Genomic DNA, 17,459 nt, shown 5'->3' with positions numbered 1-17,459 from the left:
TTTCTGCCTTGTAAGGCCCAATCGAAACCTAAGGCTTCCACCGCTACGGTGGAAGCCTTAGCAGCCTCGTAACTTCACTATTATTGATTTTGCGCTTTCCAAGCGTCGATTTGCTTCTGTACTTCGGCCAGGATTGTATCCAAGCCCGCATCCGTCAACCGTTGTCTCATATCGGCTACGAATTTGTCGTAGTCCGGCATCGATCCCGTCTGCATGACCGGCCACAACTCGGAGTATACCGCGTTAACTTGCGCCGCTTCGGATTTAACGACTTCCCCGTTGAAGAGGAACCCGAGGATGGACGACGTCTTCGCTTCGTCGTTGTTCTTCTGCATCCGTTCGAGCGAAGCCGTCGAGTTCCAGTTGGAATCCCACTGATCCCACAACGGTCCGACCCAGTTATGCCAGATCGCCCAAGTTTGCTCCGCGCCGCTCTTCGCTTCGATGGAAGGACTGTCCGTTCCGGCGCCCGATTTCACGGTATAGTTCTTCCCTTCCAGACCGTAGGCGAGCGTATTGGACAGTTTCTTGTCTTTCCACACCAGATTGAGCAATTGCATCGCCCGTTCCGGATTTTTGGACGTCGCGCTGATGGCCGTCGCCGCCGTCACCATATTCGGCGTGCCGATCATCGGGTAGCTCGCGAGCGACTCCACGGTCGGGTAACCGAATAGCGCCGTCGATTTCGAGCCGTCCTCCGTATAGCCGCCGGAATCGCGCATGACCGCGTATTTCCCGGTTTTCGCTTCGGCGATGAAGTCCGTTTTGATGGCCGCGTCCTTAGCCACGTAGCCTTTCTTGTAGTACTCGCTCATCGTGCGGTAATTATTGATGAATTGCGGAATATCGAGCTCCCACACGGCTTTGCCCGCAATCTCGTCGTAGCGGATGCCTTTGGTAATGTTCGTATGGTCGGTGACGTAATCGCCCGGGGCATTCACCGATTTGGTAACGAGCAGAGGCGTGATGCCCGGTTCGTTCTGCTTGATGAGGGCCAGATACGGCTCCAGATCCTGCAGCGTATGAACGTTGGCATAATCGAAGTTATGCTTGGTGACCAAGTCCTTCTTGAATACGATGCCGCCCGGCGTCGAGAACGGGCTCTGGCTTGGGACGGCCATGATCTTGCCGTTATAAGTGACCGCTTTCCAAGCGCGCTCGTCGACTTTCGCGAGAATATCCTGGCCGTATTCCTTCAGCAGATCGTCAAGCGGCAGGAACGCGCCCTTCTGCACGTTCAAGTCGATCGCGTTCGTCCAGTTCGCGGTGAACGCGAGATCGTAATCGTCGCCGGACGCCGACATGAGCTTCATCTTGTCGTCCCAGCTGGCCGCGTCGATGAAGTTGATGTGCAAGTTCGCGTTGATGGCTTCCTTGATGCCCTTGTTGACTTCCGCCTCGATTGCTTCCTGATCCTTGATCGTGTCGATCGGTTTGCGGATATACCAGCTTACGTCGACGAATTCATCCATCGGATCCGCCGCTTGGCTGGCAGCTGGCGACGACGGACTTACGCTTGCGGCCGGGCTTGATTCCGTTGCGTTGTCGTTCTTCGAGCTGCATCCGCTTATCGCGAGAGCTAGCATGCCCGCCGATAGAATAACGCCCAACTTATTCTCTACTTTGAACTTGCCTAATTTCATGCAAAGGCCTCCCTGGTTTATAGGTATATGAATCTATATCAAACAGTCGCAGGACCGCGGATCCATGCGCCCGTATTGATCCCAAGCGCAAGCTATCCTTTGACGGAACCTACCGTTAACCCTTGCACGAAATACTTCTGGAAGAACGGGAAGACGACCAACATCGGCCCGGCCGCGAGAATGCACATCGCCATCCGCGCGCTGAGGCTCGGGACTTGCTGTCCCGGCTTAACCAATCCGTATTGGATGGCCTCGGCACTATTCAGAAACTCCATGTTGCGCAGTACGCGAATGAGCAGATACTGCAGCTTCATCAAGTTCTCGTTATCGATATACAACAAGGTAAGCCACCAATCGTTCCAATACTGCAGCACCAGGAACAGGCCGAGCGTCGCAAGCGCGGGCTTGGTAAGCGGCAGAACGATGCGCGTGAAGATCCTGAACTCGTTCGCTCCGTCTATCTTGGCCGACTCGAACAGCGCGTCCGGCAGCGATTGCAGGAAGCCCTTCATCAGCAATACGTGCCAGCCGGTGATGAGGAAGGGGAGAATCAGCGCCAGGATGTTATTCTTCAGATCCAACCAGCTTACCATCAGAATGTACGAGGGAACCATCCCTCCTTGGAACAGCATCGTGAAGAATACATAGAACGATAGCTGCTTCCGAAACGCATAGTCCTTCCGGGAGATCGCGAAGGCGAAGCTGGTCGTGATCCAGAGTCCCGCTACGGCCCCGATTACCGTCGTATAAATATTGACCATATACGCGTTAAGCAAGACGCCGGGATTGTGCAGGATGACGAAATACGCGGCCAGATCGAAATTTTTAGGGAAGACGGCGTAACCCGAGATCAGGATTTCGCTCTCGTTCTGGAACGACGTCCCCAAGACGACCAAGAACGGATACATACAGACGAAGCATACCAGAAGAAAGATGCAATGAATGATCATTCGGCTTCCTATATAAGGCGAGCGAGCGAGCGGATTAGTCGGCGTAGACATGGCGGATACTCTCTCCTTAGAATAACGAATTGTCGGAGTTGATTTTCTTGACGACGTAATTGGTCAGGATGACGAGCGTAAACCCGGCCACCGATTGGAAGAAGCCCGCGGCTCCGGCCATGCCGATGTCGCCCAGATCGACCAGGGAGCGATAGACGAACGTATCGATGACATCCGTGGTCGGGTAGAGCAACGTGGAATTCATCGTCACGTTGTAGAAGAGACCGAAATCGCTATAGAAGATTTTGCCGATCTGCAGGATGACCATCATGACGATAATGGGCATGATCATCGGAATCGTAATGGATACCGCCTGCCGCAGCTTGGTCGCGCCGTCGATCTTCGCGGCTTCGTAATACTCCGTGTCGACTCCGATGATGGCCGCGTAGTAGATGACCGCCCCGTAACCGAGTCCCTTCCATATCGCCACGAGGATGAGAATGTACGGCCAATAGGTCGGATCGTTATACCACATGACCGGCTCTATTCCGAACAACGCCAACCCTTTGTTGAGCACCCCGTAGTCCATGTTCAAGAGCGCTTGGAATGCGAAGCCCGCCACGACCCACGAGATGAAGTAAGGAATGAACAACACCGTCTGATACACCTTCACGGCTTTCTTGCCGACTTCCCGAAGAAGCAGCGCGACGACGACCGAGACCGCCGTACCTAGCGCGATGAACACGAAGTTGTACAGAATCGTGTTCCTGAGCACTCTTCGCAGGACGTCGCCCTTGAACAGGAACTCGAAGTTGTCGAAGCCTACCCACGGACTGTTCCAGATTCCCAGATTGTATTTGTAGTCCTTGAAAGGAAGCAGCAATCCATACAACGGAACGTAATCGAAGATGAAGAGCAGCACGATGCCCGGCAATGCCAGTAGGGTTAACCCGTAGTTTTTTCTCAACGTTTTCATTGGCTTGCTCCTTGCTCGAGGTGATACCCCAACGATAGGACACTCGGCGCGATCCGTATATTTTGAACTTTGTCCGTTTCTTCGAATAATGCTTTTTCGGCGGAAAACCGGGCTTTAGGGGACTCCGATATATGCACGAAACTTCGATAATGGCCTGAACGCGCGCTTCCGGGTATCGAAAAAGAGCCTCGGCGGGCGATGAATCGACCGCGAGACTCTTCGTTCTGCAGGGCGTTTACCAGGAAATCTCGATTGCGCCGTCTACGTGATCGAGCTTGATGCAATCGCTCGACGCATAATCCCCCAGCTCCAGATAACCGTTACCGCATTTGACTTCGACCCTTGCCGCTCGGAGAGCGGCCAGCGGCGGGTAGATCGTCAGGCTGGCCTCTCTTAGTCCGGTAACCGCGAGCAGACGGGTCGAGCTCTTGTTCGGCGTGGGCATCGGCGAATGCTCTCTGCACGATACCAAGCTCCCGTTCGATTGACGGACGAATAGGCGGCATTCGTCGTGGAAGGTCTTATCCATCGAATATAAGGACGAGCCTTCGCCTACCTTCGTCGTCTGGCCGATAAGGATTGGAACGCCGTCGGGGAATCGCATCTTCAGAGCTACGGACGTATCCTGGCGGCAGCCGGTGAAGAGGAATCCATTGTCATGGCGGGCGATGAACAGCAATGCCGGCTTAGAGGCGGCATCTTGCTTCTCTTGCAGGAGGGAATACCCGAATTGCGATAGCACGTAACGGGCGAGCACCGACACGTCCCTATAGCGACTCGATTGTCTGACGGGCAAATCCGTGACGTTGCCCCTCTGGAACGGCAACGATCCGCGAACCCAGCCTACCTTCCCACCGTTCCATTCCGGACACTGTCGGGTTAAGGCGATGACGCGTTCTTGTCCGTCTTGTTTCGCGACCGACCAGACGCGCGTATAAGGATCGCCCGCATCCGCGATCGCTTCGCCGATTCCGCCGCCGCCGATAAGCGGATCATGATCGATGACGAACGTCGATGGGCCGTTATCCGCGATGGAATCCTCGGTCAGCGCGATCGAAACGTCCATTTCTCCTTCGAGGCCCTTCTCCTGTCGCACGTTCAACAGCTCTTGCAGGGCAGGGTCGAGCGCCGGTCCGTACAATAATACTTGCCCTCCGTCGCGAACGTAAGCCAGAAGATCGTCGGCATTCCCCGCGTTCAACCACGAGGTCGGCGTGAATATCACCGTTCGATGCAGTTTCCTTCGGCCGGCTTCGCCCATGCCCCTGAAGTCGTCCGTGTTAAGCACCGTATTCAGCGGCAAGCCTTCGTTGACCGCGTTGCGCACGAACCACTCTTCGAAGAGGATGCTTCTCGAACGGTCGGCCGACTCGGCTACGGAAGCATGGTACTCTCCGAAAGGATACAGCCACGTCAGAATGCCCGGTTCGTCCGGGAAGTCTTCGATCGCCTTGCGAATATGCGGAATGACCTCCTGCGGACAGGTCTCGATCAATTCGCCTTTCTCCGTATCGACGGTCAAGATCTCCACGATGCCCGGATTCTCCAATTCCCCTTGCGCGTTCATTCTGGCGACGGACAGCGGGCAATAGATATCGTGAGGCTCCCTGTCGTACAGATCCCGCCACGGATTCTGCCAGAACCACGGATCGTTCGCGTAGAAGCGGTAAGGATACGTCTCTCCGGGAAGGACGGCTATTCGCGACATATAAGCGGTCACTTCCAGGCCGAAGTCGAAGTTCAGCGCGCCCCATGGCGAGTTCGGAGGCGGATACTCGATGTATCCGGACTCGTACAACTGCTTCAGCGGAATGAAATCCTTCGCCAAGTCCATGCCCGTTCCGAAGTTCGTGCCGCGAACCTCGATCCGGTAACCGGGGCACTCCTGCTTGAACAATTCCCAGAAGGAGAGCATCTTGCCCGACAATTCCTCGTAATCGGCCAGCGGCAGCGTCGTCCCGTCGAAGTTCGCGCCGAGATACGTCCAGGGGAAGTACGAGAACCCGAAGCCGTTGGAGAACCAGATGTAATCGAACCCGAGCGCCGGCAGGAAGCTTGCGCATTGCCGTCCCAGGAACCGGCCGAACGGCGTGCCCTCGGGTATTCCGTCCGGGAACGCCGCATACGCGACCTTGTCCTCGCGCAGCTTGGACCACGTGCAGACGACCGTATAGTCCGCTCTCAACGCGACGTATTGCCCGCCGAGCTCGGCCTTGTTGATCTCCGGATGATCCTTGTACTTGAAGTCGGAATACGCGAACTCGGGCCCGGCGTCGAAGGTGGCGCCCACCGCCATGCGAATGCCGAACTTCAGGTCGGCGATCCGTTTGAACGCCGCGACGATATACCGCAAGTCCCCGTAGGTGATCCGGCAAGGGTTATCCCGATATAGCTTGGCGACCGCGGGATCGTCTTTGCTCTTAATATGGCCGAACTTCTCTTCGTTGGCGAATCCGATATACCGGCCCCATTCGATCTCGCCGTCGAAGTCGCCGTTCCAGGTTAAGATCTCGCTGCCGTCCGCCACCCAGAGAAGCATCGAGCAGCTATCCGCCAATCCGATCAGAGGCAGCCATTGCCGAATCGCCTCTTCGCATACGCGATCGATGGCCGACGGCTCCATGCTCGTGAACGGCTTCAGACTCATTTCCAACGTGACTCTCTTCAGAGCCGACTTCTCGCTTGCTGTACCCATTGCTTATCCTCCCGGAACATTCGATTTGCCTTAGTTGTTGTTAATGCACGTCGGCCGAAGACTCGCGCTATCGAACGAAGCATCGACCCCGTGCACGGTCACTTGCCTGCTCTCGCCCGGAAGCAGATCGAAGTACTCGTCGGACAGCCTCGCGCCGTCGTCCAAGCCGAAGTGGACCGCGTGAGCGTATACGTCCGAACGAACCGTGAAGGTCGCCTCGTTATCGCGCGCTTGGAAAGACGTAATCGATAGCTTCGCTTCGGGAACGGTCAGCTTGCGGAAGACGTCCGTTCGAAGCGCTGCCGGCGCGACCCCATGCTTCCGACGATGATGCTCGGCCGGAATAACGACCATCGTTCCTCGCAGATAATCGTACTCGCCTAACGGCAACGACAAGACCTCGTTGCGCGAATAAGGAGGCAGCTCGATCGTAATTGGACGAGTATCGCGCCGTCGCCCGTCGAAGGACAGATACCCCGCCTCCGCCTCCAGCCGAATCGGCTCCGGGGTTTCGTTGATCCCGATCGTTCTCGCGACGTCGCCTTCCCGGCGAACGATAAGCTTGACCGGATCGAACGCCCGCTTGACGTAGGAATAGGCGATTTTGCGTTTCGCGTAATAATCGATGATCGACCACCCGACTTCGCCCCAGCAATCGTTATACATCCAGAACAGGCCGCCGGAGCATCGCTCCCGATACCGGAACGATTCCAGCGAATAGCCGTACATGAGTCCCTGGCACACGCCCGCATAGTGCAGATAGTCGTCGATCGACAAGCCGTCGGCATCGATATAATGCTTGCTTACGCCGGCGGCGACGGTTTCTTTCTCGAAGAAGTTATTGTGATACTTCCAGATGTCCCCGTTCCGATCCAGCGGCGCTTCGCCGTGGTAGCGCTCGATCGAGGACTTACGGCCGGGCCCTACGTAACCGTATTCGGAGACGAACTTGGCGTCCAAGCGATCGTATTCCTCGGGCGTAATGCGCTTCTCCATGACCGGGCTCATCATGCCTTCGTGCCAATGGTGCACGTCTCCCATGCGATGATCGTTCGGCTGCTCTCCGCCGTAGGGGGATCCGTTCCAATACGGAATGTCCGGGCAGTTGCGCCTGACGGTCCGCGGTGCCAGCTCGTTATAGAGAATCGCGCCTCCGAAGAAGGGCGGCTTCCGGCCTTCCGCGGTCCATTGGACGATCGCCCAATGGTCCTCGTTATCCCCGCACCAGAGGACGATCGAAGGATGGTTGCGCAGGCGGCGGGTCTGATAGTCCATCTCGGCTTCCGCCTCCCGGCGGAACCATTCCAAGTGATCGGGGAACAGGCCGCAGGCGAACATGAAGTCCTGCCAGACCATGATGCCGGCCTCGTCGCATCGACGATAGAACGCATCGCGTTCGTAGAGGCCCCCGCCCCACACCCGCAGCATATTGAATTGGGCCTCCCTCGCCTCCCCGATCAACGTGGCGTACTTCTCGTCCGAAACCCGGGCATACACGGAATCGGCCGGAATCCAATTCGCCCCTTTGCCGAACGTACGGACGCCGTTGATCTCGACCGCGAACAGCCTTTCATCGCCGTTCACCCTATCCTGCAGCAAGCGAACGGAACGAATGCCGTAGCGGAAGCTCGGAAAGTGGACGCTCTCCCGCTCCGTCCTCGCCGCAACCCGAATCTCGTAGAGGTGAGGCGCTCCCATCCCGTTCGGCCACCACAGCTTGGCCCCTTCAATGATGCCTTCCAGATCGAGATAATGAATCCCCGAACGGACGCACGCTTCTTCCTCGAGCGTAAGGACGACGCGTTCGCCGTCGAGAACCTCGACGGTTATCGTCGCTTCCGTCGTGGACAAGGGGCGCAAGCTCTCCATCTCCACTTCCACGCGAAGCTCCGCCCTTGCGTCCGCCTTCTTCGTATAGGCCCTGACTCCCCGGATGGCGAGTTCCCGGTATCCGGTTAGCGTGACGTCCCCCATGATTCCGCAAGTCGGCACCTTAGGTCCCCAATCCCAACCGAACCCGTATTGCGGCTTCCTGACGAACGTTCTGCGGCTGTCTCCTCTTCCGTACGCCTCGCAGTCGATCAAGTTATGGCGAAGAAAGGCCGTATCCTGGTCGCTATAGTGCTCCACGCCGGAAGTTACGCGCACCGCGATCACGTTCTCGCCTTCCCGTAACGCCTCTCTCACCTTCTTCGCGAACGGGTAGAAGGCGCTGCGATGATGCCCGAGATGGACGCCGTTCAGGAAGATATCCGCCTCGGCGTCCAGCGACTCCAAGGTCAATTCGACCGTCTCGCAGGCCATGAACGCCGGGTCGACGATGAAGCTCTTCTTGAACCACCAGGATTTGAACTGCGTCCATTCGCAGTCGAAGGAGTTCATCCCTTCCAACGGCTCCTTGATAATCCCCGCTTCGATCAGCGGCATATGGATGTCGCAAGGAATCGAAGCGCGGAGCCAGCCGCCCTCCTTCCGCATGACCTCCGAAGCCTTCTCCGGCCCCGCGTGAAGCTCCTCGCAACGAACGAACCAATCGTCATTTAACGCTAGCTGTCTCAATGGGAGATCCCCCTACTTCACGATTCCGATTATCCCTAATGCAAAATTCGTCCCCCTGCATTCGTCGCGGTCCCCGTGAACGACCTCGAGCTCGCAACGATGCTCTCCGTCCGGCAATTCGTCCGCGATCCAGTACGTCCGAAGCCAGCCTCCGTCTCCGCACCATGCCGGCCTATCGCGGTTGGAGGTAATAACTTCGCCCCCGTCTATCCGATACTTGAATTCGGACGACTTCTTGCCGAAGTCGAACGCAAGAGCCAGTCCCCTCCCCTTGAAGGTGAAAGACATCTTCGCCCCGATCGCCGACGTGCATAGCAACTGATCGACTCTAGGCATCAGGGCGGTCGCCCGCTTGATCGTCCAAGGCCCTTCCAGTCGTACTTCCGCGAAAGGCAGAATCTCCGTATGCTCCCAATGATCCCGATGAAGGGCCTGCGGCAACGGCTGTTTCGGTACGGGTTTATCGGCGCGCGGCTGTTCCGTTAACTGTCGTTCCAATAAAGAGATCACGCTCCGGCCATAGCTCAAGCTGCCCCGATGAGTCGGGTGCAGGCCGTCCGGCAACCATTCGTCCCAAGCCATTCGTCCTCTGGCGACTTCCTCCCACGCATGAAGTCCGGCCCATACCGAGCTTATCCCGTAATGCTCGGCCAGCTGCTCGAACTCGGCGATCGAATCCGGCACACGGTTGCGGGACATGTCCTCGTACATTCTCTGGGAATAGGTATAGACCAGAATCAATTCGCTTCGGCCGTCCGCAAGCAGCTTGCGGATTAACCCTTCTCTTGCTTTCATTCGCTTCCCGGAATCCGTCAGATAGTCATTCACGGCGTATTCGATGAAGACCAGATCGCAATGGCGGTTAATGAGATCGCGTTCCGCGCGAAATAAGGCCAGATCGCTTCCCGTGGCGCCGATCGCCGCATTCTCGACGACGATTCGGGCCTGAGGGTACATTTCAACGAACCAACGCGTGACGGGCTCCGGCCAATTGTGCGACGGTCTTCCGTCCTCCGTTATCGATCCGCCGATATAACCTAACGTCAGAGCGCCGCTTTGCAGCTTCCTCCTCGTCTCCGTCAGGCCGTTCCGGTTCCTAATCGTTTCCATTCCATTCCTCCTCTCTATCGGTTCCCTTCAATCTAGCGACACTCGGTTTGCGTGTATACTTTGATTTACGTCGTTATCTTCGAATACGCGAGAATAGAAGCAGAGACGACCGGTCTCCCTGCTTGTCGGCGTTAGAATAGGGCAATAAACTCTTTAATTAATGTTCGTTTCTTCGAGATTTGTCCGTTGTATTTACTTTTCCCGCCTGCTGATATATTGTCACTTCGACTAGGCATATAAGGGGATGATACGCTTGAAGCATAAGACGAGAATCCAATCGAGAATCCTCTTGAAGATGGCGTTGTCGTTCAGCGCGTCCGCCCTATTCATCGTGGGCGTATTGTCGGTCGTCATCTATTGGAACGCGCAGAACTTAATGGTCCAAAGAGAAGCCGACAACAGCAAAAAAATTCTTTTCCAAGTCGAGTACAATACGAACCAGATGAACGATGCCCTTATCAGGCTCACTCAATCCATGTACTTAAACGGAGATGTCAATAAGATCATGTACGCCGAAGAAGAGAATATGGTCGACGTCATCGTCCGCATGAATACGGCCGTCGCTTCCTTAACGTCCCCTTATCCGTACGTGCATTCCATCAGCATCTACAATCGCAGCCTGAATCAATTCTACAATGCGGGATCCCCCGTATTCTTCGACGATCCGCAGCTGACGGACATGCTGTCGTCCGACCAAGTGCTGCCCAAGCTGAAACCGGTGTACCGCGATATCCACAAAGTCGTGAACGAACGCCTCGACAGCGAATACGTTCTCTCCTATTTCATGTACGAAACCTCGAAGGACGATAAGAAACCGAGCGCGTTGGTCGTTAACGTCAAGCCGGGATGGTTGTTCGAGAACATCAAGCAGATCAACATGAACGATCGCGGGCAGAAGAGCAGCATCATCCTCCTCGATCAGAACGACGGCATCGTGAATACCGATCAACCCGTCGGTAACCAAGACGAACTGAGCTGGTTCCGGGAGAAATTCGCGCACTACAAGCAGTCCCATCCCTCGGCGGCGACCGAGGGCTCCTTCAAGGTCAAATATATGGGCGCCCCGTACGTCGTCACGTTCAGTTATATCGACAGCATCGGCATGACCTTATTGAAGACGCAGCCCGCGTTAGAGGTCTATGGATACATTCAGAGCTTCAAGACCAGTATCGTTCTCATTACGGTCCTTGTCTTCCTGATCGCCATCGTCATTTCCGTGAGCATCTCCCGCAAGATCTACAGCCCGATCGGCAACCTGGTGCAGACCGTCTCCTCCGGACGCATGCATACGTTCGATCCGCGAGGCGGAAGAGACGAGATCTCGTATCTGGACTCCGTCTATAAGCATTCCTTGGAGCAATTGAACCTCTTCGATTCGCAGAGGTACCAGTACAAGGACGTCATGAAGCATTATTGGCTCAATCGTCTTCTGACGGAGAAGGTGAACATCGGCCAGGCCGAGATGACGGATATTTTCCGCGATACGAAGATCGACTTGCCCATGGACGGAACTTATGCCGTATTGCTCTTGAAGATCGATAATTACAAGCACTTCCGGCAGACTTTCTCCGAGCGGGATCAAGAGACGATTCGCTTCGCCATCATCAATATCGTGTCGGAATGGGTCTCTAAGAAATACGCGAACGAAGGCCTGAATCTGAGAGACGACCACGTCGCCCTGATTATGAGTCTCCCGCCGGAAGACGGGCGCTTCGAGGAGGAGACGGCCTCACTCGCGCAAGAAGCGCAGCAATTCGTGGAGCGGTATTACAAAATCACGTTCACCGCTTCCCTCAGTCCTGCGATGAATCGTATCGAATCTTTGCCTGCCCTATATAACAAATCGTTGGAACAATCCGTCTATCGGTTCCACTACGGCCATTATTCGTTCATCGATTCGAAGCTCGTTCAAGTCAACGAATCCAGCCCTAACACCGGTTACTCCAAGCCTCTGGAAGAGCGCTACCAGGAAGCGATCGTCAAAGGCGACTTGACCGAGATCGAACGCGCCTTGAGGCCGCTGTTTCACGAGATGACTCAGCTCAGCTACTACAACGCGATGGCTTCCACGTTCCGATTGCTGGAAACGACCAAAAAAACGCTGGAACTGCGACCCGGCGCGTCTCTGTCCCCGCTACCGGTCGATCTGTCCGCGTTCTCGATTCCGATCATGGAGAACGAGACGTTAAGCGGCATCTTCGACACGTTCATGGATACACTTCGGCAAGTGCTGCAAACCCGCGAAGGAGGCGTAGACGCGTCGCCTAAAGTCAATCATTACGTCGTCGAGACGGTGTCCGAATATATCGCGACGCACTACAACGAACCGACGCTATGCCTGGCTTCGATCGCTTCGATGATGAAGATCACGCAACGGCGTCTCGGCAATCTGTTCAAGGAATCCATGCATGTATCCATCGCCGACTTCATTAACGAGACGAGGCTGACCAAAGCGGCGGAATTGTTGACCGGAAGCGAACTCAGCGTACGCGAAATCGTGGAACAGGTCGGGGTCGTGAACGAAACCTACTTCTTCAGCCTGTTCAAGAAACGGTTCGGCCTCACGCCTAAGGAGTACGCGCTTAAGAACAACGTCAATCAGCTCAAACAATCGATTTCCCATTCGAAATAAGAGAGAAGGCCACTCCCGATGAAGTATCGTATTATCGTGACGGACCGAGCCAAGAGCATGGTCGAGGAAATGGGTTTCCATCGGCTATTGAAGCAAGTCTGCTGCCCGACCTTGGGCCGGATCGGAGCAGAGAAGCTGGAGGAATTCGGAGCGATGTTCTTCCACCCCATGGAACGCGCGGAGCTGGAACGCTCCATTCGCCGGTTGAAGGAAGTGTCCGACATTCCTCCGTTCATCGTCAGCGATATGGAATGCGGTCCCGGCAACATGATCTTGGGCGCTACGAAGTTCACTTCGATGATGGGGTTAAGCCAGACGAATTCGGAGGAGCTCGCCTACAAGGCCGGTCGGATCGCCGCCGGGGAAGCCGGCGAGATCGGCTACAATTGGACGTTCTCACCGGTAGCGGACTTGGCGATCGATCCCGACAGTCCCGTCGTAAGCACGAGAAGCGCCGGCAATCGGCCCGAGCAAGCGATCAAGATCGCCGGAGCTTACATGGACGGACTGCAGGAGCATGGCATGATGGCGACGATCAAGCATTTTCCGGGGGACGGTTACTCCTCTTGGGACCAGCATCTCACCACGCCGAAGCTCATGCTCGATGCCGCGGCGTGGAGGAACGGACCGGGGCGCGTCTTCCAAGCCTTGATCGATCGGGGGGCCATGACGATCATGCCGGGGCATATCGCGCTCCCCGCCTTCGACGAGCCCGACGAACGGGGCCTGTACCCGCCGGCGACGGTATCGTCCAAGCTGCTGATCGACCTGCTTCGGCAGGAGATGGGCTTCGAGGGATTGGTCGTGTCCGATGCGATCGAGATGGGCGGCGTCGTAGGCTACATGAATTATTACGACGCCTGCGCGGCGGCGCTTACGAACGGCTGCGACATGCTGCTGTTCCCGCGAATGGACGAGCGCTTCTATCAGGAGATGGAGCAGCGGCATAAGGACGGAAGATTGACGCTGGAGACGCTCAGGGATCGGGCTAGCCGAATCGTTTCCCTGAAGCAGCAATTCCATCTGTTCGATGATTCGTCCTCGTCCATTGATCAAGGAGGCTTCATTCTCGATAAATCGGCGAACGCCGCGGTAGCGAAGGAGGTCTCGGAACGAAGCATTACCGTCGTCAGAGACCGCGGAGAACTGCTCCCCTACCGCATGACGCCCGAGACGAAGGTTCTTCATGCGGTCATCGTCAATGATCACGAGCGTTACGGAGAGCTATGGGAACGGATGAAGCGAGAGGTCGGGAAGCTCGCCGGGACGGTCGACCAATGGCTTGATCCCGGCCCCGATGCCTTGTTCGAAGCCGCCCGCGAGCAAACGTACGATGTCATCCTATGTTCGATCGGCAGCCGCCTGAGCTACGGGCTCAATGTCGTTCGGCTGCATGACGAAGTGGCGCGGAATATGATGGGGGGCTGGACGAAGCTGGGGACTCCGGTAATCTTCATCGCCCACTTCCATCCCTTCGTTCATAAGGAATACGAGGCTTCGATCGACACGATCGTGAATGCGTACGGAGATATCGAGTGTACGGCCGAACTGCTATTGGAGTCGATCACGGGGGCTCGTCCGATCAACGCCCGGTTGTTCGCCCATAATTGATTGAGCGCATAACCCCGTCATCGCCATGACGGGGTTCTTACATCGTTTCATCGTTATTGGTGCGCTCTAAGACCGCTCCGTACCCGGCCCCGCCAACCCGATCAAGTTCCCCTGCAGCTTCAAGAGCAGCGCGTGCAAGCGCGCGATCTCCTCCGCGTCGAAGTCCCGGAACGCGAGCTCGCGATACCTGGCGCCGATCCCTTCCATCACCTCGAGCGCCTGGCGTCCCTTGTCGGTGATGCTCAGCAGAATGCTCCTTCTATCCGTCGGATGAACTTTCTTCACCAGAAAACCGTCCTGCTCCAGCCGGTCGATCATCGCCGCGACGTTCTGCTTCGATACGACGAGCCGGTCGATCAGCGACTGCGGCGATACCTCTCCCCCGCGCTCGATCAATTGCAGCATCCGCCACTGCTGCCCGCTGGACAGGCCGACCTCGGACACCATGTAGGCGGTCGTCTTCTGCAATAGATTGGATGTCGTGATCGTCTCAATGACGATATGCGACGCTTTGCGCAACGTTTCGTTCCTCTCGACCATGCCGGCTCCGCCCCCGTCAACTTTACCAACTTCTATTAAGATAGCGCATTCATCTGGTTTAACCAATCGAAATTCGACCTTAAATCGAAATATTAAGTAAACATTAAAATTTAGTCAATGCATTGACAAAATCCGAGCCCCCTACTATGATAAGAAAACAGCACAATATCATACTATTCCACTAGGAATTATGAGTCCACTGGACAGCCAGAGACGCACCCTACCGCATACGCGGGGAGTGTGTCTTTTTTGGCATATATCCGTGCGACATCAGCGAAAGGAGCTTGAACAACAATGTCCGATCATGACCAAAAAGTGGAGTTCGGCTGGTTCATTCCGACGTTCGGAGACGGCAAATATCTCGGGGTGCCTCCGCAGCGCAAAGCCGACCTCGCGTTCATCATCGAGCTCGCCCAGACGGTCGAGCAAGCCGGCTTCGAATTCACGCTCATCCCGACGGGAGTCGACGTCTGGCCCGTGGCGTCGGCGATCATCAGCCACACGAAGAAGCTGAAGCCGCTCGCGGCGCTGCGTCCGGGATTGATCGAGCCCGTGCAGGCGGCGCGGATGGCGGCGAGCCTCGACTACTTGTCCGAGGGGCGCGCGCGCATCAACATCGTGTCGGGCAGCCACGAAGAGGACTTGCTGGCGCTGGGAGATCCGCTCGCGCACGACCACGACGGCCGGTACGAGCGGGCCGACGAATTCCTCCACATCGTCAAGAGCGTCTGGGCGCAGTCGAAGGACTTCCCGAACATCAAGGAAAAGATGTACTTCGAAGGCAAGTATTATCGCATTAACGGCGGAGTTAGCTACCCGGCGCCGGTGCAAGACCATCCGCCGCTCTACTTCGGCGGCAGCTCGCCGGCCGGCAAGCGCGTCGCTTCGAAGTATGCGGACGTGTACCTCATGTGGGCCGAGCCGCTCGCGATGATCAAGGAACAGATCGACGATCTCGAGAAGCTGCGGCGCGAATACGAAGAAACTTCCGGCGAGCCGCGCAAGATCGACTACGGTCTCCGGGCGCAGGTGCTCGTTCGCGACACAGAGGAGGAAGCTTGGGAAGCGGCATGGGAGATCATCAGCAAGGTCGATCCCGGCGTCGCCGAGGCAAGCCGTGCCGCGCTGAACAATATTAAGACGACGAACCAAAGCCGGCAGAACGAAATCTTCGAATCGGCCAAGGACAACGATTATATCGTCGGACCGAACCTATGGGCCGGTATCTCGCTCGTCCGGTCGGGCGGAGCGCTCATGTTCGTCGGCACGCCGGATCAGGTGACGGACAGATTGCTCGAGTACGTGGATCTGGGCATCTCCAGCTTCGTGCTCTCGAGCTATCCTCACCTGGAGGAAGCGAAGATCTTCGGCGAGAAAGCGATCGGCTTGTTCTACGAGAAATACGAGAAAAGAAAACAACAGTTGGAGGTCGTTCAATCATGAGTAAATTGAAATCGCGTATGATATTCGGAGCTCCGGCGGCGTTGCTGGCAATCGCAATGGCCGTATCCGGATGCGGAAGCAATAACGGCAACAACGAGGCGGCGGGCAACGGCGCATCCGCCGGCGCAAGCCCCGCGGCGACGACATCCGCCGAGCCTGCCAAGCACGAGAAGATCAGCTTCATCCACTGGCGCTCCGAGGACGCCGATTCGTTCAACGCCATCATCGATCAATTCGAGAAGGAATATCCGAACATCGAGGTCGAGATGCAGACGTTCCCGTCCGGCGAATATCAGTCCATCGCGCAGCAGAAGCTGCTGGACGGCTCCGTCGGCGACGTGTTCGCTTCGTTCCCCGGCGCGCAATTCTCGATGATCGCGCAGTCCGACCTGTACGCGGATCTGACCGGCTCCCCCTTCATCGATAATTTCGAGCCTACGCTTATAGAAGCCGGGCAGAAGGACGGCAAGCAGCTGGCGTTGCCTTATCAGCTCGTCTACAACATGCCGGTATACAACGTCGGCCTGTTCGAGAAGCTTGGCCTCGAGCCGCCGAAGGATTGGGACGGCTTCCTCGCCCTCGGCGAGAAGCTGAAGGCGGAAGGCATCATCCCGATCGCCTACCCGGGCGACGCTTCGCAATTCATGAACACGATGATGATGAACAACGCGCCGGACGAGCAGATTTTCCAGAAGCTCGAAGCCGGAGAGACGACGCTGGGCGACGAATGGTGGATTAAGACGCTGACCCAGATCAAGGAACTGAACGACAAGGAATTCTTCCAGAAGGACGCCTCCGGCTCGAACTCGGAAGCGGCTGTGGCCCTGTTCGTCCAGGAGAAGGCTGCGATGATCGCGGCGGGTTCGTATGCGATCGTCGGCTTGAAGAAAGCGAACCCGAACCTGCAGATGAAGCTGCTCGCGCCGATTACGGTACCGGCCGACCAAGCGGTATTCGAAGGCATCCATACGACGACGTTCATGATCGGCGTCAACAGCAAGTCCAAGCATCAGGAAGCGGCCAAGACGTTCATCTCGTTCCTCAGCCGCGCCGATATCGCCGCGAAGTACGCGAACGAGACCGGTCAGAACGTCACGATCAAGGGCGTCGAGTACACGAGTCCGGAGCTTAAGGACATCGCGGAATGGACGACCCGCAAGACGCGGTTCCAACCGCGCTATCTGATCCAGAACATCGAAGTGCAGAAGGCCGTCGTCAGCTCGATTCAATCGGTGCTGTCCGGCGCGACGCCGGAGCAGGCGGCCAAGGACTCGCAGGCGATCATCGATCAGCAAGTGAAGAAGTAATC

General features: G+C 56.5%; 11 protein-coding genes. 4 read left to right on the top strand and 7 right to left on the bottom strand.

Features of this window, described 5'->3' with window-relative positions:
• Positions 1-80: 80 nt before the first annotated feature.
• The 6 genes from ACFQZG_RS13955 to ACFQZG_RS13930 form a co-directional block, all read right to left on the bottom strand.
• The gene (locus ACFQZG_RS13955; protein ID WP_378153469.1) at positions 81-1,643 is read right to left on the bottom strand and encodes a DUF3502 domain-containing protein; all 1,563 of its coding nucleotides are present in this window, start codon (positions 1,641-1,643) and stop codon (positions 81-83) included.
• A 92-nt stretch (positions 1,644-1,735) separates the two neighbouring features.
• Positions 1,736-2,644, bottom strand: a complete 909-nt coding sequence (locus ACFQZG_RS13950) for a carbohydrate ABC transporter permease (protein ID WP_378153466.1) — start codon at positions 2,642-2,644, stop codon at positions 1,736-1,738.
• 16 nt (positions 2,645-2,660) lie between these two features.
• Positions 2,661-3,560, bottom strand: coding sequence for an ABC transporter permease (locus ACFQZG_RS13945; protein ID WP_378153464.1), 900 nt, complete (start codon positions 3,558-3,560; stop codon positions 2,661-2,663).
• A 235-nt stretch (positions 3,561-3,795) separates the two neighbouring features.
• A complete protein-coding gene (locus ACFQZG_RS13940; protein ID WP_378153462.1) occupies positions 3,796-6,255 on the bottom strand; it encodes a hypothetical protein in 2,460 nt (819 codons plus the stop codon).
• Between the two features lie 30 nt (positions 6,256-6,285).
• Positions 6,286-8,814 (bottom strand): glycoside hydrolase family 2 protein, encoded by a 2,529-nt coding sequence (locus ACFQZG_RS13935; protein WP_378153460.1) that lies wholly within the window; start codon positions 8,812-8,814, stop codon positions 6,286-6,288.
• A 12-nt stretch (positions 8,815-8,826) separates the two neighbouring features.
• Entirely contained in the window at positions 8,827-9,924 is a 1,098-nt protein-coding gene (locus ACFQZG_RS13930) for an SGNH/GDSL hydrolase family protein (protein ID WP_378153458.1), read from the bottom strand.
• 253 nt (positions 9,925-10,177) lie between these two features.
• Between ACFQZG_RS13930 and ACFQZG_RS13925 the strand changes: the two genes are divergently transcribed.
• Together ACFQZG_RS13925 and ACFQZG_RS13920 are read left to right on the top strand one after the other, a co-directional pair.
• Positions 10,178-12,556, top strand: a complete 2,379-nt coding sequence (locus tag ACFQZG_RS13925) for an AraC family transcriptional regulator (RefSeq protein ID WP_378153456.1) — start codon at positions 10,178-10,180, stop codon at positions 12,554-12,556.
• An 18-nt stretch (positions 12,557-12,574) separates the two neighbouring features.
• On the top strand, positions 12,575-14,167 hold the full coding sequence (locus tag ACFQZG_RS13920; protein ID WP_378153454.1) for a glycoside hydrolase family 3 protein: 1,593 nt from the start codon (positions 12,575-12,577) through the stop codon (positions 14,165-14,167).
• A gap of 66 nt (positions 14,168-14,233) precedes the next feature.
• Here the strand turns inward: ACFQZG_RS13920 and ACFQZG_RS13915 are convergent, their stop codons facing one another.
• A complete protein-coding gene (locus ACFQZG_RS13915; protein WP_378153452.1) occupies positions 14,234-14,707 on the bottom strand; it encodes a MarR family winged helix-turn-helix transcriptional regulator in 474 nt (157 codons plus the stop codon).
• Positions 14,708-15,001: 294 nt separating this feature from the next.
• On the opposite strand from ACFQZG_RS13915, the gene ACFQZG_RS13910 reads away from it, so the two are divergent.
• Entirely contained in the window at positions 15,002-16,150 is a 1,149-nt protein-coding gene (locus ACFQZG_RS13910) for an LLM class flavin-dependent oxidoreductase (protein WP_378153450.1), read from the top strand.
• Complete coding sequence (locus ACFQZG_RS13905; RefSeq protein ID WP_378153448.1) at positions 16,147-17,457, top strand: ABC transporter substrate-binding protein; 1,311 nt, start codon at positions 16,147-16,149, stop codon at positions 17,455-17,457. The genes ACFQZG_RS13910 and ACFQZG_RS13905 overlap by 4 nt, the downstream gene beginning before the upstream one ends.
• Positions 17,458-17,459: the final 2 nt, after the last annotated feature.

This window comes from Cohnella sp. GCM10027633, from assembly GCF_042675445.1.
GTDB lineage: Bacteria > Bacillota > Bacilli > Paenibacillales > Paenibacillaceae > Cohnella.
Note: the sequence above shows the minus strand (reverse complement) of the source record. Positions and strands in the feature narration are given on the sequence as shown.

Bases quoted from the DNA above. Each gene is read 5' to 3' on its own strand.
- ACFQZG_RS13920 (WP_378153454.1), top strand. From the start codon at position 12,575: ATGAAGTATCGTATTATCGTGACGGACCGAGCCAAGAGCATGGTCGAG.
- ACFQZG_RS13945 (WP_378153464.1), bottom strand. From the start codon at position 3,560: ATGAAAACGTTGAGAAAAAACTACGGGTTAACCCTACTGGCATTGCCG.
- ACFQZG_RS13940 (WP_378153462.1), bottom strand. From the start codon at position 6,255: ATGGGTACAGCAAGCGAGAAGTCGGCTCTGAAGAGAGTCACGTTGGAA.
- ACFQZG_RS13930 (WP_378153458.1), bottom strand. From the start codon at position 9,924: ATGGAAACGATTAGGAACCGGAACGGCCTGACGGAGACGAGGAGGAAG.
- ACFQZG_RS13910 (WP_378153450.1), top strand. From the start codon at position 15,002: ATGTCCGATCATGACCAAAAAGTGGAGTTCGGCTGGTTCATTCCGACG.
- ACFQZG_RS13950 (WP_378153466.1), bottom strand. From the start codon at position 2,644: ATGTCTACGCCGACTAATCCGCTCGCTCGCTCGCCTTATATAGGAAGC.
- ACFQZG_RS13955 (WP_378153469.1), bottom strand. From the start codon at position 1,643: ATGAAATTAGGCAAGTTCAAAGTAGAGAATAAGTTGGGCGTTATTCTA.
- ACFQZG_RS13905 (WP_378153448.1), top strand. From the start codon at position 16,147: ATGAGTAAATTGAAATCGCGTATGATATTCGGAGCTCCGGCGGCGTTG.
- ACFQZG_RS13915 (WP_378153452.1), bottom strand. From the start codon at position 14,707: ATGGTCGAGAGGAACGAAACGTTGCGCAAAGCGTCGCATATCGTCATT.